Origin of the sequence: Compostimonas suwonensis (genome assembly GCF_002797855.1) — a bacterium.
In the GTDB taxonomy this organism is placed as follows: domain Bacteria; phylum Actinomycetota; class Actinomycetes; order Actinomycetales; family Microbacteriaceae; genus Compostimonas; species Compostimonas suwonensis.
In genome coordinates, this window is record NZ_PGFB01000003.1 from 316,669 (window position 1) to 337,302 (window position 20,634).

The following is a 20,634-nucleotide window of genomic DNA, read 5'->3' on the forward strand; positions in this document are numbered from 1 at the left end:
GCGCGGTGCGATGCATCGGAGCGGCCCGCTCCGAGTGACCGTGTGGGGCGAGAACGTGCACGAGCACGAGGACGACAATGTGCGAGAGCTCTATCCCCGCGGAATGCACGAGACTATCGCGGAGGGTGTACGGCGCCTTCTCGGCGATGACGCCAGCGTGCGCACGGCGACTCTCGGCGACCCCGACTGCGGCCTCGATGCGCAGACGCTCGCGACGACCGACGTGCTCACCTGGTGGGGTCATCGCGCCCACGCGGCGGTTCCGGACGAGGTCGTCGATCGTGTCCAGAACGCGGTGCTCGCAGGCATGGGCCTCGTTGTGCTCCACTCGGGTCACTTCTCCAAGATCTTCCGGCGGCTTATGGGAACCTCCTGTTCGCTGCGCTGGCGCAACGAACAGGATCGCGAGCTCGTCTGGACGGTGGATCCCGGCCATCCGATCGCGCAGGGCGTGCCAAACCCGATCGTGATCCCTCAGCAGGAGATGTACGGCGAGTTCTTCGACATCCCCCGCCCAGACGAGATCGTCTTCGTGAGCGGTTTCTCGGGCGGCGAGGTGTTCCGCTCGGGCATCACCTACCGCCGCGGTCTCGGGCGCATCTTCTACTTCAGCCCCGGCGACCAGGACTACCCGGTCTATCACCACCCCGACGTGCAGAGGGTCATCGCGAACGGGGCCGAATGGGCGGCGGGCGACCGCCTGACCCGGGCACTGCCGGAACTCGTGCGCACCCCCGCGCAGCTCTGGGGGACGAGATGATGTCATTCGAGACGATCGGGGAGCACGAGATCGTACGTATGCTCGTGGTGGGCGCCGGGCACATGGGGCGGCACTGGATCGAGCTCGTGGAGGCGTCGCCCGACTACGAGCTCGTCGGCATCGTCGACGTGGACGTCGCGGCTGCGCGTCGGGCGGCGGTCGAGGTCGGCCGTCCCGAGCTGCCGGTGGGTGCGGGCCTGCTCGAGGCCATCGAGCGCACCCGTCCGCATGCGATCGGCAACGCGACGATTCCCGAAGTCCACCACGCGATCACGACCACGTCCCTGCTGTCCGGCGTGTCGGTGCTGAGCGAGAAGCCCATCGCGGCGTCGCTCGCCGAGAGCCTGTCCATCGCGGCGGCTGCCGAGGTCTCCGGCCGTCTCACGATGATCAGCCAGTCACGGCGGCACAACCGGCAGCTCTCGGTGCTGCGGAGCCGGAGGCGCCGTCTCGGCGCCGCAGGGATCGCGTCGACCGAGTTCTTCCGGGCACCGAGGTTCGGCGGCTTCCGGGAGCAGATGGAGCATCCGCTGCTGCTCGACATGGCTGTGCACGCCTTCGATTCCGCACGATACCTCCTCGACGAGGAGCCGCTCGCCGTCTACTGCGAGGAGTACAATCCGCCCTGGAGCTGGTATCGCGGAGATGCGGCTGCGACGGCGCTCTTCGAGATGACGGGCGGGGTGCGCTACGCCTACACCGCGAGCTGGGCCAGCGCCGGGCTCGAGACCTCGTGGAACGGCAACTGGCGGGTGAGCTGCGAGAACGGCACTGCACTGTGGGACGGCGATCACGAACCCGTCTCAGAGCCTCGCGACAGCGGTGCGGTCGAGCCGGATGCCGCCGAGACGGGTTTCGCGGACGGCGATCCGGATGCCGGGACGGCGGACGAAGGGGTGGCGGCGTCACTCGGGCTCTTCGCGCGAGCCCTTCGCACCGGCATCCCGCCGTCGGGCGAGGTGCACGAGAACATCCTGAGTCACGTGATGGTGGAGGCCGCGATCGTCTCCGCCGACAGCGGTCGTCGAGTGCTCGTCGACGAGGTGCTGGAGCGGGCTCTGCACAGCGCGCTGCGAGCCGAGGTGCTCCCGTCCGTCGCCGAGCGGCTTCGCGGCTGGCCGGGGGCGGCCGCCGTGATCCGAGATGCCGCCTCGGCCGCCGCGGGCTTCGGCCGCGCATCGCTCGTATCGGGTCTCGACGACGCGGATTGACAGGAGACCGGGACGGCCGGGATCGCCGGCGGGCGTCAGGAGGGCTGGACGGGCACCGGCTGCGTGTCGGGGATGGGGCTCGCGTCGCGGCCGCGCAGGTCGGGCGACCAGCGGCGGCCGATGAACGCGGCCAGGAAGCCGAGCAGGGCGAAGCCGCCGGCGGCCCAGAACGCCCCGACCGAGCCCGAGTGGTCGATGAGGAAGCCTGCGATGGCCGAGCCGAGCGCGGCGCCGATCAGCTGGCCCGTGCCCACCCAGCCGTAGGCCTCCGCGGTGTCGCTGAACTTGACGCTCGACGACACGATCGCGAAGAGAACCGCGAGGGCGGGGGCGATGCCGATGCCGGCGACGAAGAGCGTGATGGCGAGCCACCAGACGTTGAGCGCGGCCGAAGCGGCGGCCATGCCCACGAAGACGATGAACATCCGGCGGGCGAGCGCCCACGGGCTGATCGGGATGTGGCCGAAGCTCAGACCGCCGACGAGGCTGCCGATCGCGAAGATCGCGAGCACGATGCCGGCCTCCGCTCCGCCCTCGCCGAAGACCGAGACGACCCCGGCCTCGATGGCCGCGCACGCGCCCACGAGCAGGAAGCCCGTGATCGTCGCGAGCAGCACCGTGGGCTTCGTGAGCACGACGCCGAGCCGGCGGCGGCTGCGCGGGATGCGCACCCGGCCGAGCTCCGGTGAGGAGAGGAACCAGATCCCGCCGCCGATGAGGAAGACGACGGCGAGCAGAATGCCGTAGACGGTGCCGATCTGCAGGGAGACGAACGTCGTGATCACCGGGCCGAGCACCCAGATGATCTCCTGCGCCGAGGCATCCAGCGAGAACAGCGGCGTGAGCTGCTGGGAGTTGACCATCTTCGGGTAGATCGTGCGCACGGCCGGCTGGATCGGCGGAGTCGTGATGCCCGCGATGAAGCCGACGACCATGTAGAGCGGAACGGGCATGCCGATGACGGCGATCGAGGTGACGGCGAGGGCGCAGACGATCATCGTGATCGTGATGACCCGGCGCATGCCCCAGACGCCCATCAGGCGACTCGTGAGCGGGCCGGCGATGGCCTGTCCGATGCTCGTCGAGGCGAGCACGAGGCCCGCTGCGCCGTAGGAGCCGGTCTGGTGCTCGATGTGCAGCAGAAAGGCGAGCGAGAGCATGCCGTTGGGGAAGCGGGCGGTGAGCTGTGCGGCGATGATCCGTGCGACGCCGGGCGTCTTCAGGAGTTCGGCGTAGCTGCTCACAACAGACCAGTCTATCCGGCGGGGGTTCGTGGAACTCGAGCCGGTCGACACCACAAACCACGATTCGCGTGCGACGACTAGGAAGGCCACCGGAATTCGCGGCGCTCGAATAGGGGGATCGAAAGGAGCTCAGTGAAGGCCAGACTCAAAAACGAAGTAAAGATGCATGGCCGGGCGCTCTCACCGACTGCACGGGGGTACTGCAGTATCAAGGTGCATATCGGCCCACCCTCGCGCAATCGCGAGGGTGGGTTGCGAACCCGACCGAGTGCTGGCGGTCAGGGGCACGGAAGTAGCGTCCCAGTGATCGTCAGCTGCCCTCATGGCACAGACCAACTCCCTCGTGGCCGATGTCAGCGATCGCGAACAGTCGACCCGGCGACAAACCTTTGCCGGATCAGCCCTGGGGCCGGGACCTTGCCATGTGCCGGAACGTTACAAAACCTACGGTCCCGAGTCCGATCGCCGTGTAGACAAGCGCGGTCGTCGTTGGGTCTCCGGAGTAGGTCGTTTGGCCCGTGTTGATGGACGTATCAGTCCACGCGCACTGTCGTCCCAACGGCCAAGCAACAACAGTCTCGGTCACGGACGCTTGATCAGGATGAGCAAGAGCTTGAGGAAACGGGCCTTCCTGGAAACAGGTGACTTTGTTGGCGGCAGCGAGGAGAAATATGCTCAGACAACACCCCAGAACCGCCACTCCGAACAATGCCCAAGCAAGGAGAGTCAACGCACTGTTCCGCCCGGCGTCAGCTCCCTGATTCTCGGCGTAGCCGCTCACAACTAACGAGTCTATCCGGCGGTATTCGGGAGCAAGCGGGTGGATAGGGAGCTCGGCGCGAGCACGGTGACGCCAGGCGGAATGTCGGTGGTCGCGCGTAGCGTGAGCGGCGTCCGCGAGACGGCGGAACGCGACATCCGGGAGGTCGGCCATGACGATCGTCTACAGCAAGCCCTCGTGCGTGCAGTGCACGGCGACGTATCGCGCCCTGCAGAGCGCGGGGCTCGACTACGAGGTCGTGGATGTCACGGCCGATCCGTCCGCGCTCGACTACGTGACCGGGCTGGGGTACCGACAGGCGCCCGTGGTCGTGGCAGACGGCGATCACTGGTCGGGTTTCCGCCCCGACAAGATCGGCGAGCTCGCGCTGCGCCTGAGCTGAGGAGACGCAGCTGAGGAGACGCAGCTGAGGAGATGCTTCGGTGGAGATGCTTCGGTGGATGGGCCGGGCTGCATTCGTGCGAACGCGCGCGGGTGTTTAGGATCGAAGGATGCCCAGCAGCGCCTCTTCGTCCGTGACCGTGCTCGACGTTCCGTGGTCGGACCCTCGAGCGAGCGCCCTCCGCGACTCCCTCGATGCCGAGATGTCGATCCGGTACGGCATCGGCGAGCGCAGCCCCGAGATGGCGGCGATCGCCGAGAAGGCGTTCTTCATCGACCCCGCGACGATGATCGAGACCGTGCTCCTGCTCGTGCCCGCCGAGGATGGTGCGGGCGATGGTGCGGGCGACAGTGTCGACGACGGCGTCCCCGTCGCGACCGCCTCCCTGCGCGACCTGAACGGCGTGCTCGAGGTCAAGCGGGTCATCGTGGCCGCGGAGCACCGGGGCCGCGGGCTCAGCCGGATGCTCATGGCGGCGATCGAGGAGCGGGCCCGCAGGCGCGGCGCCGGCAGGCTCATCCTGCAGACCGGCGACCAGCAGCCGGAAGCCGTCGCGCTCTACGAGAGCCTGGGCTACGTGCCCATCCCCGTCTACGAGCCGTACACGCTCATCACCCGATCGCTCTGCTTCGAGAAGTCCCTGCCCTGAGCCCCTGAGCCGCCCGTCGTCGAGCGCGGGGTCGTTCGCGAGCGCGGCCCCTCGGCGCTCGTCGCTCGCGAACAAACCCGCGCTCGACGCCCGAGCTCAGGCCGGGGTCGCGAGCACCTTCGTGATGCGCTGCAGCGAGACCGTCTCGGCCGTTCCGAGGGGCTGCGCGAAGAGGCTGATTCGCAGCTCCTCGAGCATCCAGCGGGCGTGCGCGAGGTTCGCGGGCGCGTGCCGTTGCAGGGGGATGCGGCCACCGGCATCCGTGTATCGGGCCGTCGCCGTCTGCACCTCGCTCATCCAGACCCTGTCGCGGTTGGCCGCCTCCGCGAGCCGCTCGACGCGGTACGTGATGCCGGCGAGGTAGCGCGGGACGTGCTTGAGCTGCGCGAGACCCGTGCGCGAGACGAAACCGTCGAAGACGAGCCCGGCGAGCTGCTCACGGGCGTCGGTGAGCGGTGCGAGCAGGTTCATCGAGGTCGTCGCCTTGATCGCCTTCTCGGCGGTGCGCGCCGCCCCGAGCACGCGGGAGACGAGCGAGACGATCTCGAAGAGCGAGTCCATGACCACGCCCTGGATGCGGTCGCGCGTCGACTCGAACTCGAGGCGCATGGTGATCTGGCCATCGGGGCGCACGCGCGTGAGCACGTCGTCGACACAGGCCGCGAGGCAGTCGTCGAAGAGCGCCTGGGTGGTGCGGTACGGACTCGTGGCGAGGGTGAGCTTCTCGGCGGTCGTGAGGTGCTGCTGCACGTAGGCGACGGGTGAGGGGATCGCGAGCAGCAGCATCCTGCGCACCCCGTCGCGGTGGGCCGCGGCCTGTTCCTGCGGGGTGCTCATCAGCCGGATGGCGACGCTCGAGCCCTCGTCGACGAGAGCCGGGTAGGCGCGGATGACGTTGTCGCCGTGCCGGGTGTCGAGAAAGCGGGGCAGCTCGTCGAAGTCCCAGCCGGTGAGACCCGATCGCTCGATCGCGTTGGGCACCCGCTGCTGGGTGACGTTCGCCACGCTCTGCCGCACACGCGAGCCGAGCTGCTGCTGCAGGGCGGTCAGCTCCTTCGAGCGGGCGACCTCGCGTGAACGCTCATCGACGACGCGGAAGGTCATGCGCAAGTGAGCGGGGATGCGTTCGGTCTCGAAGTCGGAGGCCGTCACGCGCACACCGGTGAGGCGCTGGATGGTCGCGGCGACCGTCGAGTCGAAAGGCTGCGGGTCGGCCGCATCGAGCTCGGGCAGCTCGGCGATGATCTTCGCCGCCCAGTCGCCGGCCGGCACGACGTTGCGGCGGATCGTCTTCGGCAGCGCCTTGATCATGGCCGTCACGAGCTGTTCGCGCAGGCCCGGGACCTGCCAGTCGAAGCCGCTCGGGGTGAGTCGCGCGAGCAGCGCGAGGGGAACCTGCACGGTGACCCCGTCGTCGTCGGCGCCGGGCTCGAAACGGTAGCCGAGCGCGAGCCGCTGGTCGCCCTGGCGCCACTCGCTCGGGAACTCGTTCTCGTCGACCACCGGGGCGTCCTCGGGCATGAGCGACTCGGGCGTCATGGTGAGCAGCTCGGGCGTGAGCGTTCGCGCCTCACGCCACCAGGTCTCGAAGGAACGCGTGCTCGCGACATCCGCGGGCACACGCTTCTCATAGAACTCGAAGACGGCCTCGTCGTCGTACAGGATGTCGCGGCGGCGCGTGCGCTCCTCGAGCTGCTCGAGCTCTTTGCGCAGGGCGCGATTGGCGCGGTCGAAGTCGAAGAGCCGGTCGCGGCCGCGCTCGACGGGCCACTCGCCCTCGACGAGGGCGTGCCGGAGAAACAGCTCGCGCGAGTAGGGCAGGTCGATGCGCTCGTACTGCACCCGGCGGCGCTGGACGATCGGCACGCCGAAGAGGGTCACCCGCTCGTAGGCGACGGCCGAGCCCTGCTTCTTCTCCCAGTGCGGCTCGCCGTAGCTGCGCTTGGCGAGCTCCCCGGCGATCGGCTCCGCCCAGGCGGGGTCGATCGCGGCGTTCGTGCGGGCGAAGAGCCGGCTCGTCTCGACGAGCTCGGCGCTCATCACCGCGGCGGGCTGCTTCTTGGCGAGGGCGGAGCCGGGGAAGACGACGAAACGCTGCTGGCGGGCGCCCACGTAGTCCTTCTTGGCGGCGTCGCGCAGGCCCAGGTGAGAGAGCAGCCCGGCGAGCAGGGAGCGGTGGATGCCGTCGGGGTTGACCGCGGGCTCGCCGAGGGTGAGCCCGAGCGGCTTGGCGAGCTGGCGCAGCTGCCGGTAGACGTCCTGCCACTCGCGCACCCGCAGGTAGTTGACGAACTCGCTCTTGCAGAGCCGGCGGAACGCGCTCGACGAGAGCTCGCGCTGCTTCTCCTCCAGGTAGTTCCAGAGGTTGAGAAGGGTGAGGAAGTCGCTCGTCGGGTCGACGAAGCGCGCGTGCTTCTCGTCGGCCTGCTGACGTCGCTCGAGGGGGCGTTCGCGGGGATCCTGGATCGTGAGGCCGGCGACGATCGCGAGCACCTCGCGGCTCGTGTTGTTGCGCTTCGACTCGACGACCATCCGCGCGAACCGCGGGTCGATGGGCAGCCGGGCGAGGTCGCGGCCGACGCGCGTGAGCGCCGTGCCGCCTTCTTTCGTCGTCACGACCGCGCCGAGTTCCCGCAGCAGGTCGACGCCGTCTTTGATGCCGCGCGAATCGGGCGGGGTGAGGAACGGGAAGTCTTCGATGTTGCCGAGCCCGAGCGAGATCATCTGCAGGATGACGGCCGCGAGGTTCGTGCGCAGGATCTCGGGCTCGGTGTACTCGAGCCGCCGGGCGAAGTCCTCCTCGGAGTACAGCCGGATCGCGATGCCGTCGCTCGTGCGGCCGCTGCGCCCCGAGCGCTGGTTGGCGCTCGCCTGCGAGATGGCCTCGATCGGCAGGCGCTGCACCTTGGAGCGCACGCTGTAGCGGCTGATGCGCGCCGTTCCCGCGTCGATGACGTACTTGATGCCGGGAACGGTGAGGCTCGTCTCGGCGACGTTGGTCGCGAGCACGATGCGCCGCCGCACCCCGGCCTGCTTCGAGGGCTCGAAGACCCGGTGCTGGTCGGCGGAGGAGAGGCGGCCGTAGAGCGGCAGCACCTCGGTGTCGGGCAGACGGCGCCCGTTGATGGCGTCCTCGGCGTCGCGGATCTCGTTCTCGCCGCTCAGGAACACGAGCACGTCGCCGCTCGACTCGCGGGAGAGCTCGTCGAGGGCCGCGTTGATGCCTTCGAGGTAGTCGCGATCGACGGATGCCGGTGCATCCTGCCCCTCGTCGGCGTCTGCCTGCTCGCCGCCGCCGGGCTCCTCCGCGACGAGCGGCCGGTAGCGCACCTCGACGGGGTAGGTGCGGCCGGAGACCTCGACGACGGGCGCCGGGGTGCCGTCGGGCTCGGCGAAGTGCCGGGCGAAGCTCTGGGGGTCGATCGTGGCCGAGGTGATGACGAGCTTGAGGTCGGGGCGCTGGGGCAGCAGCTGCTTGAGGTAGCCGAGCAGGAAGTCGATGTTGAGGCTGCGCTCGTGCGCCTCGTCGATGATGATCGTGTCGTAGTCGCTCAGCAGGCGGTCGTGGTTCATCTCGTTGAGCAGGATGCCGTCGGTCATGAGCTTGATGCGCGTCTCGGGCCCGACCTGGTCGGTGAAGCGCACCTGATAGCCGACGAGGCCGCCGAGGGGCTGGTTGAGCTCTTCGGCGACGCGCTCGGCGATCGTGCGCGCCGCGAGACGGCGGGGCTGGGTGTGGCCGATGCTCTCGCGCCCGAGCTCGAGGCAGATCTTCGGCAGCTGCGTCGTCTTGCCCGAGCCGGTCGCGCCGGCCACGATGACGACCTGGTGGTCGCGGATGGCGGCTGCGATGTCGTCGCGCTTCTGGCTGACCGGCAGCTCGGGCGGGAAGACGATGTTCAGGGCTGCGAGGTCGAGCGGGGTGCGCTCGCGCGGTGGGCGGGGTTGGCGCGGAGGACGGCGCTCGTCGGACTGACGGGGAGCGCGGGGAGCGCGGGGCTCGCGCGATTCGCGGGGCTCGCCGGTTCGGGGGTGCCGGGCCCCGCGCTCCTGGCGCGGTTGGGCGGGCTGACGGGGTTGGCCGGGCTGGCCGGGTTGGGCGGGCTGGCGGGGTTGGGCGGGCTGACGGGGTTGGCCGGGCTGACGGGGTTGGCCGGGCTGCTCGCTCCGCCCGTCCGACCCCGGCGTGGTGGGCTGCCCCTCGGGCTTCGGCTGCCCGGGTCGCCGGCCGCGGCGCTTGGTGCGCGAGCGCGGGGCTCCGGGCTGCGCCGGCTGCTGAGGGTGCGGGCCATCCCGGTGCGGCTCGCGCGGGGTCGCGTCGTCACCGTTCGGTGGGGTGGGGGTGCCGGAACTCATGAGCCCTCCATCGTACGACCAGCAGGCGGCATCCGCATGTCGTGCACCGGAACACCGGGTACGCCTTTCGCGCGATCGCCGCGAGCACCCCGTCGAGCGCGGGTTTGTTCGCGGGCGCGGTGCTTCGAGGCTCGTCGCTCGCGAACAGAGCCGCGCTCGCGCACCGGAGAACCGGCGAGGCGGGACCTTCGGCACTGTCACGAGCGTCCGAAGCCCAGTGGAATGGTCGTGATCCTCATCCGACACGGAGGGAAGTCCTCATGAAAATGCTTGCGGCCGTGCGTTCCGTGCTCCGTCAGTTCGATGATTTCACCGGAGTCTCGAGTCGCCCCGAGTTCTGGTGGTTCGTTCTGTTCTCGGTCGTCGCGCACCTGAGCGTGAACTCGTTGAACATCGTGACACCGCAGGGCACCGTCTATCTCGGTGCGAGCTTGTCCGGCGCATTCGGAATCGCCATTCTTGTTCCGACCATCGCGGTCACCGTTCGCCGGCTCCGCGACAGCGGTCGTTCTGCCCTCTATCTGTTGTGGCTGCTCCTGCCGGTCGCCGGTCCGGTCGTCGTGATCGTTCTGCTGGCTCAGCCGTCTCGGCCGCTCATCGCGGATGCGCCGACCGCCGCATCGGCTCCAGCGACGGCGGGGGCGAACTGATGAGCCCGAAGAAGGCCCGCACCGGTCGAAAGATCACGATGATCGTCGTCGGCTCCGTCATGGGCGTCGTGCTCATCTCCCTGGGCGCCGTGCTCACTATCGGCGGCATCTTCGTGCCCGCCGACTATCTGCAGCCGTGGGCGAGAACGTATGCCGATCAGTTCGGCGACCCGCGTATGAAGGTCGTCGCGCAGGCCGAGCTCGCTCCCAGCGGCCACAACATGCAACCCTGGACGATCACTCTCGACCCCGCCGACGCCGGGGTGCTGTATCTGTACGCCGACCCGACGCGGCTCACCCCCGCGGTCGACCCGTTCGCCCGCCAGACGCTGGTGTCGCAGGGCACCTTCCTGGAGTACCTGCGGGTGTCAGCCGCGAATCTCGGATACGCGGCCGACTTCACCCTCTTTCCGAACGGCCCTTATGACGAGGCCGACCTCACCGCGTCGATGAGCGCTCTACCGGTCGCGAAGATCACTCTCGCGCAAGACCCCTCGGCGAGCAGCACGGACTATGCGTCGCTGTTCCTCTCCGACACCAACCGTGCACCCTATGCAGACACGCCGTTGTCTGCATCCCAGATCGACGCGCTGGAGGGCGTGGCGGCTGATTCCGGCGCCGCGTTGCAGATCTTCACCGATCAGAAGGATGTGAAGACCTTCGGCGATCTCGGTATGCAGGGCACCGTCATCGAAACCGAGTACGCAGCGGCGACCGAGGAAAGCGATCGCCTGTTCTACGGGAATGAGGGCGCGAAGAACACGGCACGCTCCGGATTCGCGGTCGAAGGGCAGGGAACCAGCGGATTCATGAAATACCTCCTGCAGGGTCTCCTCGCCATCATCCCCTCGATCAACGACGACGCGGCGGGAGCGAGGAACGCGATCGCGATGACCGCCGCGGCCGTCGCGCATACGCCCGCATACGGCATGATCAGCACGCCGGCCAACAGTCGCACGGAGCAGGTGCAGGCCGGCATCCTCTACGCCGCTCTCTCGCTTCGTGCGCGCACGCTCGGTCTTGTGATGCAACCACTGAGCCAGGTGCTGCAGGAGTACCCCACCATGGCTGCTCCATACGCCGCGATCCATCGGCAGTATGCGCCCGCGGGACAGACGATCCAGATGCTCGTGCGGATCGGCACGCCGACCACCCAGTACCCCACCACCATGCGACGCGACGCCCATTCCCTCATACGCGAACCGTGAAGCCCTGGCGAAATCCTCGGGCCCTTCCGCTCGGTCGCGGAGCTGTGCTCGGCGTAGCGCGGGATGCAGGCGACCGGTTGACGCGGGCATGCCGAAGGGCCCGGCGCTCGGAAGCGTCGGGCCCTTCGGGGAACGAATGGTCGTGAAGCGGGTGCCGGTCAGTCGGCGAGGATCAGGTAGAGCGCGCGCCGCGCCTCGTCGAGCTTCTCGGTCGCAGCGGCTCGCTGCTCGTCGGTCGCCGCGAAGCGGAACTGCTGCACCACGCCCATGAGCTTGCCGATGCTCTCGAAGAGGTCGGTGGCCGCGGCGGAGCGCCCGGCCGTGGCCTCCCAGGCCTGGGCGAGCTCTTCGGCGTGCTCGGCGACGTAGCTCTCGCCCGTCTCGCTGAGCGTGTACTCGACGCGGCGGCCTTCGCCGACGGTCACGATGAGCTCCTCGTCGACGAGCTGCTGCAGCGTCGGGTAGACCGAGCCGGGGCTCGGGCGCCAGGCGCCCGCGGTCTTCTCGGCGATGGCCTTGATGAGGCCGTAGCCGTTCGAGGGCCCGTCGGCGAGGAGGGAGAGGATGGCGGCACGGATGTCGCCGCGGCCCGCGCGCTGGCGCCCGCGGGGCCCGAAACCCTGCTCGAAGCCGGCGCCGAAGCCGTGGCCCGGGCCGAAACCGGGGCCGAAGCCCTGGCCGCGCCCGTGACCGTGGGGCCCGCGGCGACCGAGGTCGCGGCCCCGCCGGGTGTGGCGTTCGGGCTGAGGGAAGTTGTCGAATGACGTGTTCATGATGGTGTCCTTACGAGTGTGAAAGTTATCGGTCGTCGATAGTCGACGATCAGTCGTGTGTATTCAACGACAATCTAAAGATATATCGGTAACTATCGCTTGTCAATCACTCGCCGGAACTCCCAGCGCGCGCTCAGAGTCGGGATGCGCCCGGGCGCGAGCGCGGTCAGTCCGCGTTCGCGTCCTCGTCGGCGAGGTCCTCCTGCGCCATCCGCGGCGAGGCGTGGATGCAGACGATCGTGTGCATGGCTGGACCCCTCGTTCGTGGTCGTTCGAACGAGGGTAGGCGACGGGTGCGCGCCCGTCGAGCCCCTACGGCTGCCCGGGCTCCTGCTCGGCTGGCTGCGTGGCCGGTTGCTCGGCGCCGGTGAGCAGCTCCAGCGTGCGGCGGTACTTCGCCAGAAGGCGGGCGCGGGTCTCGGGCGGCAGCGCGGCGAGCCGTTGCGCGTCGGAGTTGTCCGCGACATCCGCGAGCTTGACACGTGCGGCGAGGGGGTCGGCGACCACGCGGGCCATCGAGGCCTCGAGCGGTTCGCCGGGGCGTTTCGTGAGGGCATCGACGGCGGCCACGATCGTCTCGGAGAAGCCCTCGGCTCGCAGATCGTCGAGAGAGACGCCGCTGTCTTCGACGACGTCGTGCAGAACCGCGACGACCTTGGCGTCGTGCCCGTCGACGGCCGCCATCACCCGCAGCGGGTGACCGATGTACGCCGCACCCGACTTGTCGCGCTGACCCTCGTGCGAGCGGGTGGCGATCGCGATCGCCCGCTCGAGGTCGTCGTCGCCGACAGTGTCGTCGCGGGCAGTGTCGTCGCCGACAGTGTCGTCGCGGGCAGCGCCTGCGCCCGCGGTGTCGTCGCTCACGGTGTCCATGATCCGATTCCAGCACAGATCGGGCGGCGCGTGTGAGACCGCGGATGCCGCGGGGCCGCGGTAACGGCCCGTTCGCCGGTCGCTGACGGTAGTTTGGAATGCGTCCACCCGGCACGCGCGGTGCGAGAAGTGAAGGCGGTTGCGTTCAGGATGACCATTCTCCAGCGAGCGCTCACCCCGGCGAGAGTGCGCGGCTACCTCGGTCTCGGCGTCGATCAGGTCGCCGGCTACACGGTCGTGGCCGCGGATGTCGCGTGGGCGACCACCCCCGCGACGCTCATCGAGGCGCACGGCCTCGGCTTCCCGGGCACGCCCTTCCACCCCGGCGCGCCGTCGATCGAGGTGCTGCGCTTCGAGACGCCGCCGTTCGCGAGGCTCCTGGAGGCGACGGGGGCGAACAGCGCCGAGGGGCGCGAGCGCACCGGCGGTCTCCTCGTCGATCATCCGCCGTTCACGGGAACGGGGTTCGCCGCGACCCCCGACCACCTCGTTCCGCTCTGGTGGCTGGATGCCGCGCGCCTGCCCGCCGGCGCCGAGATCTGGCGCGTCCACTCCGACGGGCGCGAGGAGCTCCTGGCCGTCTACACGGATGTCTCGGCCGGCTGGTCGCCCGTCGTCGCCATGACCGGGCAGACCCACAGCCTGCCCTCCGACGTGCTCGGCGGCTTCGGCAGCTGGCGCGGCTCCAGCTGTCTCGTCGACACCCTTCCCGATGGCGCCGCGGTCGTCGCCTCCTTCACCGAGATCCCCGGCTCGGGCATGACGCTCGGCCCTCGTGGCGTCTGGTCGCGCACGGTCGCCGCGATCGAGCTCACCGAGCCGCACGGCGTGCGCCTGACGGCCGTCTGGCGGGGGGCGCCCTTCCTCGTCACGCATCGCTGGCGTCAGGACGACGGGCTCTGGGCGCGGCTGTTCTTCCTGGGCCGCGACGCGTTCGAGGCCGAGGCGCTCGGGCTCGAGAAGGTCGACGCGGGCGTGTACGAGGCGAGCGTGCCGATCGATCAGCTTGGCGACATCCGGGCCGCGGAGCTGACCACGGCATAGCCTGCGGCCGGGAGAACCGCGCGTTCAGCGAACGACGGCGAGCTCTGTCACGACCTCGTGGATGCCGGTGAGCTCGTGCACGGGGAGCAGGCCCTGGAAGGTGCCGAGGTCGGTGCGCTGCAGCTCGGGTTGGCGGAGTGCCCACTCGACGTCGCGACCGGTATAGCTCGACCAGGCCGACGAGCCGTCGGAGCCCAGGATGTCGAACGGCTCACCCCGCCACCGGCCGGTCGCGGTCACGGTGTAGAGGCGGTCGAGGGAGTCGCGGGGCACGATCCTCGTTCCTGCGATGCCCGGCGTGACGGAGCGTTCGAAGCCCGGGGGCGGGTCGCCCGCCCCGGGCTTCGTGAGCACGACGGTCGTCGCGGTCACTCCGCGAGCGGGGTACTCCTCGCCTTCCCAGACGGCATAGGTTCCGGGGGGTGTCAGCGCCTCCGTGCCCTCGGGCGCATCCGCTTTCTCGGGCGCATCAGGGGACAACGACCGACACCCATTCACGAGCATCGCTGAGAACGGCCACGAGCTCTTCGGTGCCGTCTGCGTCGAGGCGCCAGATCTCCGAGCCCGGGCGGATGCCGCCGCTGATGCTGTACTCCGGAACGAGGTCGCCCGTGGTGCTCGACGTGAAGCCCGTTCCCGTGAACGGGGCCGGATAGGCGTCGGGGGCGCCGTGCGACAGCCCCGCGGCCTCGGAGAGGTTCTCGTCGGGGATCCGCACGGTCGCGCCCTCTTCCAGCCGGCCGCGGAGGGTGTAGACGGAGTCGTCCGCCGCGGAGAAGGGCGTGCCCTGGTAGTCGAGGCGCAGGCCGTCGAAGATGTCCTTCGGCGTCGTGAGGCCGGCCGTGTCGGACGCGACCGTGGCCGAGCCGCGCACCGTGTCGGGTGCGAAGCCTCCCGCGGTGTCGTTGCCGAGCATCCTCTCGGCGATGTCGGGGCTGAGCACCTTCTGGAAGACCGTGTCGGCGTCGGGGCCGGGAACACCGTGGCGCAGATCGTAGAGCGCCTGGGCGTCGGCGGGCGAGAGCTGATCGGCCGGGGTCGACGCCCAGTCGCGCACCTGCTCGGGGCTGATGCCCTGCTCCGCGGCCTTGTCGAGGATGCTCTGCGCCACGGAGGGCTGCGCCTCGATCTGGGCGTGCGAGCCGCTGACCGTGTGGGTGCCGCCGTCTTCGGTGTGCACGACGCCCGGTTGCGCGGGGTCGGCGGGATGGCCGGGCTGGCCGGGTGTCGTGTCGCCGGGCGCGTCTCCCGGGGTTCCCTCACCGGGTGCGTGGTCTCCGGGCGTGTCGTGGCCGGGTGCGTGGTCGGGCGTGCCGTGGTCGGGTGTCGTGTCGCCGGGCCTCGTCTCGGTGGGCCCGGAATCGTGGGGTGCCGACTCGTGGGGCGTAGACGCGTGGGGCGTGCCGGGATCGTGGGGCGTGGACGCGTGAGGTGTGCCGGGGTCGTGGGGCGTGGACGCGTGGGGCGTGCCGGGATCGTGGGGCGTGCCGGGATCGTGGGGCGTGGAGACGTGGGGCGTGCCGGGGTCGTGGGGTGTGGAGACATGGGGTGTGCCGGGATCGGTTCCGTGTCCGGGGGTGAGGAAGTCGTCCGGGCCCTTCGGCAGATCGTCGAGCCCGGGCATGCCCTCGCCGGGACGGAAGGAGGGAAGATCGGGGTGCGGCATGGGCGGCAGCGCGTCGTCGAGGAAGCGTGTGGCGTCGAGGCCCAGGCCCTCTCCCTTCAGGAACTTGAGCGCACCGGCGCCCGGGATGAAGAAGGAGCCGATGTTCGCGACGCCCGTGCCGATCGATCCGCCGGGGTTCTCGGCCCACGGCTGGCCCGTGAAGACGTCTTCGCCGAATTTGAGCACGTTCGCGCGGTCGTCGTCCGTGAAGGGGATGAAGCCGCCGTCGGCGAAGAACTGCCAGCCCTCCGAGTTGTCGTCGTTGAGCCAGTCGCCCGCCCCGATGAGCCCCATGACGAGCTGCACGTTGGAGCCGCGCGCCTTGTCGTTGAAGTCGGTGACCGCGTCGAAGGGATTGACGGTGCCGAACGGGGTGTCGACGTCGTCGTCGAGGAAGCCGAGCCCCCACCGATCGAGGTCGAGCACGCCCGCGTCGGTCGCGTCGTCGAGGGCGGCGAGCCCCATGCTCAGGCCCGGAGGCACGAGCAGCCCGGCGGCCAGCCAGCCGAGCCCCGACCAGGCGGCGCCCGCCGTCTCGCCCATCTTCTCGAGCGAGGGCGGCGGCCAGGTGCCGTCCCAGCCCCGCTCGGTGCCGACGCTCGCGATGTCGTTGATGAGGCCGATCGTGGGCGGCGGCCACGACACGCCGTCCCAGCCGAAGAGCGAGGTGACGCCCGACCAGGTTCCCACCCCGAGCCCCATGACCACGCCGTCCCAGACGAAGTGCGGGCCGAAGAGCAGGCCTTTCGTCGCACAGGACTCGCTCTGATCGACGGGGGCGCCCCAGGGCATCTCCGCGTCGTCGGGGATCTCGCCGTAGCCGTAGCCGAGCGGGTCGTCGTCGGACCAGCCGGCGTGCAGGGGCTTGGCGCCGTAGCTCGCGCGGATCGCGTTCGCGCACGTGCGCTCGGCCGACTGCCAGGAGAGCACGGCCTCGGTGACGCCCGAGCGGATCGAGTTGTTCTCGCTCACGAGCACACGATCCTGATCCCAGGTCTCGCCCCAGACCGGCACGAAGAACACCGACTGCACGAGACCGGGCTCGAAGTCGTCGACCGTGCGGGTGAGGGAGGCAGCGCGCCGGCGCAGGCTGCGGAGCTCGGCGACGATGGGCTCCATCTCGGCCACGTAGCGGTCGAGCGCCGAGGCGACGGTGTGCAGATTGTCGCGTACGAGGGCCGCCGTCGAGACGACCGGGGTCATGACGTCGAGCAGCTGCGACGACTCGGGGGCCTGATAGACGAGGCTCAGCCCGCTCCACTCGCGCGCGGTGTCGTTCGCGCCGTCTTCGACGAGGGAGGCGCGACGGCGCAGATCGCTCGCGCCGCTCGTGATCGCGCCGAGGTCGAAGTCCGCTCCGGGGATGTCCTCCGCGGAGATCGGCCGCACCACTACCGCTCCTCCTCGAACGTCGGCGAGTCGGCCATGACCGCCGACGTCGCCTGCATGAGGGTCGCGGCCATCTCCTGGTCGCCCTGCTCGTAGGCCGCGGTCGCCGCGGACGCGCCGTAGACGCCGGCCGAGATGCGGTCGGTGATGGACTGCAGAACGGGCGACTGCGCCTCGAAGAACTCGACGACGGCCGAGGCGATGGCGGATGACTGGGAGCCGGTGATCGCGGGGTCGAGGGAGTCCGACAGGCCGTCGAAGGCGGTCACGACGGGGATGGCCGCCGAGCGCGTGCGATCGAGCACGGTCTTGATACCCTCAGGGTGAAGCTGCCACTGCACGGATCCGACTCCCTCCTGTCACCAATCCTGGCACGCCCTGCTCTGTCCCCCAAGCTAGGGTAGCGGTTCGGGGGAGGGCAGGTCGAAAGGAGTCCGGTGGACGAGGGTCTGACGGTGCCGACCGGGGAGCGGCATCCCGCCGTCTCGGAGTACGGCGACGGCTGGGTGGTCGTGCGCTCCGAGGCCCCGATCGTGCACCTGACCACGTGGTTCGCCGATCTGTGGACGCGCACGGCGGTCACGGGCGCCCGGGTCATCCTCGAGACCCCGCCGACGACCGTGCTCGGCGAGACCGTGCGCGCGACGATCGACGAGTCGCGCGGCGTCTGGCTCGTGCGCGGTCGGCACGGTCTCTACAACGGCCGCACCGGGCGGCTCGTCGGCTCCTATCCCGCCGCGCTCGAGCTGGGCCCGCCGCGCAACGCCTTCGAGATCTCCACCGACTTCCTGGTCGGCGAACGGCCGCAGGTCGTGCAGCTCATCACCACGGCCTCGACCCGGCATCGCGCCGGCGAGAGCGTCGTGCTCGGTCGCGACCTCGAGCACCTGGCCGCAGCGGCGGGCGTCGTGCCGGTCGGCTGGGGGCCGCACGAGCCCGCGATCGCCGCCTGGGATCCCGCACGCCTCACCGAGTTCGCACGGCGACGGATGCCGCGGCAGACCACGCTCGTCGTCGAAGGCTCCTCGTCCGACCCGCTCGCCGGAACCATCACGGCCCGCCGCACCTCGAACGGGGTCGAGGAGGTGACGACGCTCGTCACGGGCGCGGGCCCAGTGGGAGCGCAGCAGACCCGCGACCGCGTGACGGGTTTCGCGGCGGCGCTCGCCGAGCTCGCGGCCACCCGGCTGACGCTCTTCGCGATCACCCTCGCCCGCCAGGGCCGGGCCGACCTCGCGACCTCGCCCGTGCTCCAGCCTCCGGCCGAGCCGATCGCGCTGCTCATCGGGGCGCCCGCGGTCAAGCAGTTGCAGATCGACGTCGGCCGCCTCGTCGAGCGCTTCGGGGCCATCCGCACGGGCCGGGGGCGCCTGCCGGCGGTCGCGGTCCCGCTCGCCGCCCGCGACGTGCCCGAATGGACGGAGCTGGGGCGGGTGCTCGAGGCGGTGGGCTTCGACCGCCTCACGGAGGCCACCGGCATCCGCTGGAACTGATCCTGTGCCATCCCACGTGCAGGAGTTCTGACCGAATGCAGGAGTTCTGACGATGGAAGGCCGATTCGGGCGCTGAACTGTGACGGATGCGCCGGCACTCCTGCATTTGGGTTGCCACAAGCAGTCGCTCAGCGGTAGCGGCGGCCCTCGTCGCGACGGAACAGCACGAGAGCGAGCGCGAGGAACACGGCGGTCCAGGCCAGCAGGCCGCCCCACACCCAGGGCTCGATCGTCCCGCCCTGCACGGCCCAGATCACGAACTCGCGGGCCTCGCGCGACGGCAGGAACATCGAGAGCGTGTCGAGCCAGTCGGCGAAGAGGAACGGCGGCAGGAAGAGGCCGCCGCCGAAGGCGAGGCCGAACATCACGACCTGAACCACGGCGATCGCGGCCTTCGACGGCATCGAGTAGCCGATGCAGATGCCGATGAACATAAAGGGCAGCGCCGAGACGGCGAGGGCGAGGATGCCGGCGAGCACGCGCCATCCGTCGGCCTCCGCCGCGGTGAACAGCCCGCCGATCACGACGATCGGCAGGATCGACGCGAGCCCCAGCAGACCCGTCGAGAACACGTGCGCGAGCACTCGCGAGATCGCCGGCGCCGGGAGGGTGCGCAGGTACGGGTCCCAGGCCTTCTCGCGGTTCTCGGCGATCGTGAGACCGAAGCTGAAGAGCGAGTTGGTCATGATCGCGAAGACGCTCAGCGAGATGACCGCCTGGGTCGCCGCGAGCGGGTCGTCGGCGACCGCGCGCTGCGGCACGACGAAGAAGAGCAGCGCGAGCGCGGGGAACACGAGGCTTCCGATGATCGCGATCGGCACGCGCGCGGTCTCGATGAGGTTGTACTTCGCGTGCACGTAGGTGAGGGACAGGGCGGACATCAGACGGTCTCCTTGTTCGTGTCGGGCGCTGCGCTCGCGTCGGGCGCTGCGGACCCGTGGGGCTCGGTGAGCGAGAGGAAGGCCTCCTCGAGGGTCGCCCCGCGCACCGAGAGGCCGCGGAACGGCAGGCCCGCGTGCACGAGGCGCGTGATGAAGTCGTCGGAGTCCTGCACGACGAGGGTCTCGCTGCCGTCCTCCCCGGCCTCGCGGCGCACGACGCCGTCGAGCTCGGCGATCCGGTCGATCTGCGGGGACTCGAGCCGCACGAGGCGCTGACCCACCCGGCCGAGCACGGCCGGCAGGGAGTCGTCGGCGAGCACCCGGCCGTTGCCCATCACGACGACGCGCTCGGCGAGCGCTTCGATCTCCTCGAGATAGTGGCTCGTCACGACGACGGTCGCGCCGCGCTCGTGCTGGCGCCGCAGCGCGTTCCAGAGTGTGCGGCGGGCGTCGACGTCGAGGCCCGTGGTCGGCTCGTCGAGGAGCACGAGGCGCGGATTGCCCACGAAGGCGAGGGCAACGCTCAGCCGCCGTTTCTGGCCGCCCGAGAGCGAGCCGGTCTGACGCTTGAGCAGGGTCTCGAGCCCGAACTCCTCGGCGAGCTCCGCCGTCGGCACCCGCCGCTCGAAGTGGGCGCCCACGAAGTCGATGACCTCGCTCGTGCGCAGCGTCGGAGGCAGGGCCGTCTCCTGCGGTGTGCTGCCGAGCCCCTGGCGGCTGCGCGGATCGGCGGGGTTGCCGCCGAAGAGCTCCACACGACCGGATGTCGCCCGCCGCAGCCCCTGCAGCAGCGAGATGAGCGTGGTCTTGCCCGCGCCGTTGGGCCCGAGCAGGCCGAGGATCGTGCCCGGCTCGATCGTGAGGCTCACGTCGTCGAGCGCGGTCACGGAGCCGTAGCGGCGGGTGACGTGGTCGAGGGTGGCGAGGCTCGCGGATGTGCTCGGGGCTGTGCTCGTCGTCGTGCCGGCGAGGGTCATGGCAGTTCTCCTAGAACGCTTCGGAGGGTCTCGGTGTAGTCCTCGAAGGCGCGGCGGCCGGTCTTGCTCAACTCGAGGTAGGTGACAGGGGTGCGCCCCTGGTGGGTCTTCGTGACGGTGACGTAGCCGGCATCCTCGAGCTTGCGCACGTGGGTGGACAGGTTGCCCGCGGTCATGTCGAGCAGCTCCTGCAGCCGGGGGAACGACATCCGGTCACCGGAGGCGATCGCGGCGAGGGTCGCGGTGATCCGCAGCCGGGCGGCGGTGTGGATGACGGGGTCGAGCTCGTCCATCGCC

At 70.1% G+C, this 20,634-nt stretch carries 18 protein-coding genes; 8 read left to right on the top strand and 10 right to left on the bottom strand.

Translation table 11 applies throughout. The annotated features are described in order from the left end of the window. Positions 1–10: 10 nt before the first annotated feature. Positions 11–760, top strand: coding sequence for a ThuA domain-containing protein (locus tag CLV54_RS09280; RefSeq protein ID WP_100345027.1), 750 nt, complete (start codon positions 11–13; stop codon positions 758–760). Further along, entirely contained in the window at positions 760–1,971 is a 1,212-nt protein-coding gene (locus tag CLV54_RS09285; protein WP_100344688.1) for a Gfo/Idh/MocA family protein, read from the top strand. Before CLV54_RS09280 ends, CLV54_RS09285 begins: the two co-directional genes overlap by 1 nt. Positions 1,972–2,006: 35 nt before the next feature. On the opposite strand, the gene CLV54_RS09290 is transcribed toward CLV54_RS09285, so the two are convergent. Beyond that, the gene (locus CLV54_RS09290; protein ID WP_100344689.1) at positions 2,007–3,215 is read right to left on the bottom strand and encodes an MFS transporter; all 1,209 of its coding nucleotides are present in this window, start codon (positions 3,213–3,215) and stop codon (positions 2,007–2,009) included. A gap of 932 nt (positions 3,216–4,147) precedes the next feature. On the opposite strand from CLV54_RS09290, the gene nrdH reads away from it, so the two are divergent. Beyond that, the gene (gene nrdH / locus CLV54_RS09295; protein WP_100344690.1) at positions 4,148–4,378 is read left to right on the top strand and encodes a glutaredoxin-like protein NrdH; all 231 of its coding nucleotides are present in this window, start codon (positions 4,148–4,150) and stop codon (positions 4,376–4,378) included. Positions 4,379–4,487: 109 nt separating this feature from the next. Then, positions 4,488–5,027, top strand: a complete 540-nt coding sequence (locus CLV54_RS09300) for a GNAT family N-acetyltransferase (RefSeq protein ID WP_100344691.1) — start codon at positions 4,488–4,490, stop codon at positions 5,025–5,027. 96 nt (positions 5,028–5,123) lie between these two features. On the opposite strand, the gene hrpA is transcribed toward CLV54_RS09300, so the two are convergent. Beyond that, positions 5,124–9,383, bottom strand: a complete 4,260-nt coding sequence (hrpA, locus tag CLV54_RS09305) for an ATP-dependent RNA helicase HrpA (protein WP_157802893.1) — start codon at positions 9,381–9,383, stop codon at positions 5,124–5,126. A gap of 41 nt (positions 9,384–9,424) precedes the next feature. On the opposite strand from hrpA, the gene CLV54_RS17920 reads away from it, so the two are divergent. Both CLV54_RS17920 and CLV54_RS09315 read left to right on the top strand, forming a co-directional pair. Then, positions 9,425–10,033 carry a DUF805 domain-containing protein gene (locus CLV54_RS17920; RefSeq protein ID WP_245861549.1) on the top strand — a complete coding sequence of 203 codons (609 nt, stop codon included), beginning with the start codon at positions 9,425–9,427 and terminating at the stop codon, positions 10,031–10,033. Beyond that, positions 10,033–11,241, top strand: coding sequence for an Acg family FMN-binding oxidoreductase (locus CLV54_RS09315; RefSeq protein ID WP_100344693.1), 1,209 nt, complete (start codon positions 10,033–10,035; stop codon positions 11,239–11,241). Before CLV54_RS17920 ends, CLV54_RS09315 begins: the two co-directional genes overlap by 1 nt. A gap of 158 nt (positions 11,242–11,399) precedes the next feature. Here CLV54_RS09315 and CLV54_RS09320 read toward each other — a convergent pair whose 3' ends face one another. Continuing rightward, on the bottom strand, positions 11,400–12,014 hold the full coding sequence (locus CLV54_RS09320; protein ID WP_100344694.1) for a PadR family transcriptional regulator: 615 nt from the start codon (positions 12,012–12,014) through the stop codon (positions 11,400–11,402). A 312-nt stretch (positions 12,015–12,326) separates the two neighbouring features. Beyond that, positions 12,327–12,887 (bottom strand): bifunctional (p)ppGpp synthetase/guanosine-3',5'-bis(diphosphate) 3'-pyrophosphohydrolase, encoded by a 561-nt coding sequence (locus CLV54_RS09325; RefSeq protein WP_157802894.1) that lies wholly within the window; start codon positions 12,885–12,887, stop codon positions 12,327–12,329. A 150-nt stretch (positions 12,888–13,037) separates the two neighbouring features. On the opposite strand from CLV54_RS09325, the gene CLV54_RS09330 reads away from it, so the two are divergent. After that, positions 13,038–13,931, top strand: coding sequence for a hypothetical protein (locus tag CLV54_RS09330; RefSeq protein ID WP_157802895.1), 894 nt, complete (start codon positions 13,038–13,040; stop codon positions 13,929–13,931). Between the two features lie 24 nt (positions 13,932–13,955). On the opposite strand, the gene CLV54_RS09335 is transcribed toward CLV54_RS09330, so the two are convergent. The 3 genes from CLV54_RS09335 to CLV54_RS09345 are packed head-to-tail and all read right to left on the bottom strand — an operon-like array spanning position 13,956 to position 17,327. After that, on the bottom strand, positions 13,956–14,411 hold the full coding sequence (locus CLV54_RS09335) for a hypothetical protein (RefSeq protein WP_100344696.1): 456 nt from the start codon (positions 14,409–14,411) through the stop codon (positions 13,956–13,958). Further along, positions 14,401–16,989 (bottom strand): hypothetical protein, encoded by a 2,589-nt coding sequence (locus CLV54_RS09340; protein ID WP_100344697.1) that lies wholly within the window; start codon positions 16,987–16,989, stop codon positions 14,401–14,403. Before CLV54_RS09340 ends, CLV54_RS09335 begins: the two co-directional genes overlap by 11 nt. After that, entirely contained in the window at positions 16,989–17,327 is a 339-nt protein-coding gene (locus CLV54_RS09345) for a DUF6507 family protein (protein WP_100344698.1), read from the bottom strand. Before CLV54_RS09345 ends, CLV54_RS09340 begins: the two co-directional genes overlap by 1 nt. 96 nt (positions 17,328–17,423) lie before the next feature. Between CLV54_RS09345 and CLV54_RS09350 the strand changes: the two genes are divergently transcribed. Next, entirely contained in the window at positions 17,424–18,479 is a 1,056-nt protein-coding gene (locus CLV54_RS09350; RefSeq protein ID WP_100344699.1) for a DUF6177 family protein, read from the top strand. Positions 18,480–18,607: 128 nt separating this feature from the next. On the opposite strand, the gene CLV54_RS09355 is transcribed toward CLV54_RS09350, so the two are convergent. The 3 genes from CLV54_RS09355 to CLV54_RS09365 are packed head-to-tail and all read right to left on the bottom strand — an operon-like array spanning position 18,608 to position 20,630. Further along, entirely contained in the window at positions 18,608–19,360 is a 753-nt protein-coding gene (locus CLV54_RS09355; protein WP_100344700.1) for an ABC transporter permease, read from the bottom strand. Then, positions 19,360–20,337, bottom strand: coding sequence for an ABC transporter ATP-binding protein (locus CLV54_RS09360; RefSeq protein WP_100344701.1), 978 nt, complete (start codon positions 20,335–20,337; stop codon positions 19,360–19,362). Before CLV54_RS09360 ends, CLV54_RS09355 begins: the two co-directional genes overlap by 1 nt. Beyond that, a complete protein-coding gene (locus CLV54_RS09365) occupies positions 20,334–20,630 on the bottom strand; it encodes a transcriptional regulator (RefSeq protein WP_100344702.1) in 297 nt (98 codons plus the stop codon). The genes CLV54_RS09360 and CLV54_RS09365 overlap by 4 nt, the downstream gene beginning before the upstream one ends. Positions 20,631–20,634 lie beyond the last annotated feature (4 nt).

What these genes read in the sequence shown, in the direction of transcription:
- CLV54_RS09280 (WP_100345027.1), top strand. Translation starts at nt 11, where the DNA reads ATGCATCGGAGCGGCCCGCTCCGAGTGACCGTGTGGGGCGAGAACGTG.
- hrpA (WP_157802893.1), bottom strand. Translation starts at nt 9,383, where the DNA reads ATGAGTTCCGGCACCCCCACCCCACCGAACGGTGACGACGCGACCCCG.
- CLV54_RS09360 (WP_100344701.1), bottom strand. Translation starts at nt 20,337, where the DNA reads ATGACCCTCGCCGGCACGACGACGAGCACAGCCCCGAGCACATCCGCG.
- CLV54_RS09315 (WP_100344693.1), top strand. Translation starts at nt 10,033, where the DNA reads ATGAGCCCGAAGAAGGCCCGCACCGGTCGAAAGATCACGATGATCGTC.
- CLV54_RS09300 (WP_100344691.1), top strand. Translation starts at nt 4,488, where the DNA reads ATGCCCAGCAGCGCCTCTTCGTCCGTGACCGTGCTCGACGTTCCGTGG.
- CLV54_RS09330 (WP_157802895.1), top strand. Translation starts at nt 13,038, where the DNA reads ATGACCATTCTCCAGCGAGCGCTCACCCCGGCGAGAGTGCGCGGCTAC.
- CLV54_RS09320 (WP_100344694.1), bottom strand. Translation starts at nt 12,014, where the DNA reads ATGAACACGTCATTCGACAACTTCCCTCAGCCCGAACGCCACACCCGG.
- CLV54_RS09355 (WP_100344700.1), bottom strand. Translation starts at nt 19,360, where the DNA reads ATGTCCGCCCTGTCCCTCACCTACGTGCACGCGAAGTACAACCTCATC.
- nrdH (WP_100344690.1), top strand. Translation starts at nt 4,148, where the DNA reads ATGACGATCGTCTACAGCAAGCCCTCGTGCGTGCAGTGCACGGCGACG.
- CLV54_RS09325 (WP_157802894.1), bottom strand. Translation starts at nt 12,887, where the DNA reads ATGGACACCGTGAGCGACGACACCGCGGGCGCAGGCGCTGCCCGCGAC.
- CLV54_RS09365 (WP_100344702.1), bottom strand. Translation starts at nt 20,630, where the DNA reads ATGGACGAGCTCGACCCCGTCATCCACACCGCCGCCCGGCTGCGGATC.
- CLV54_RS09285 (WP_100344688.1), top strand. Translation starts at nt 760, where the DNA reads ATGTCATTCGAGACGATCGGGGAGCACGAGATCGTACGTATGCTCGTG.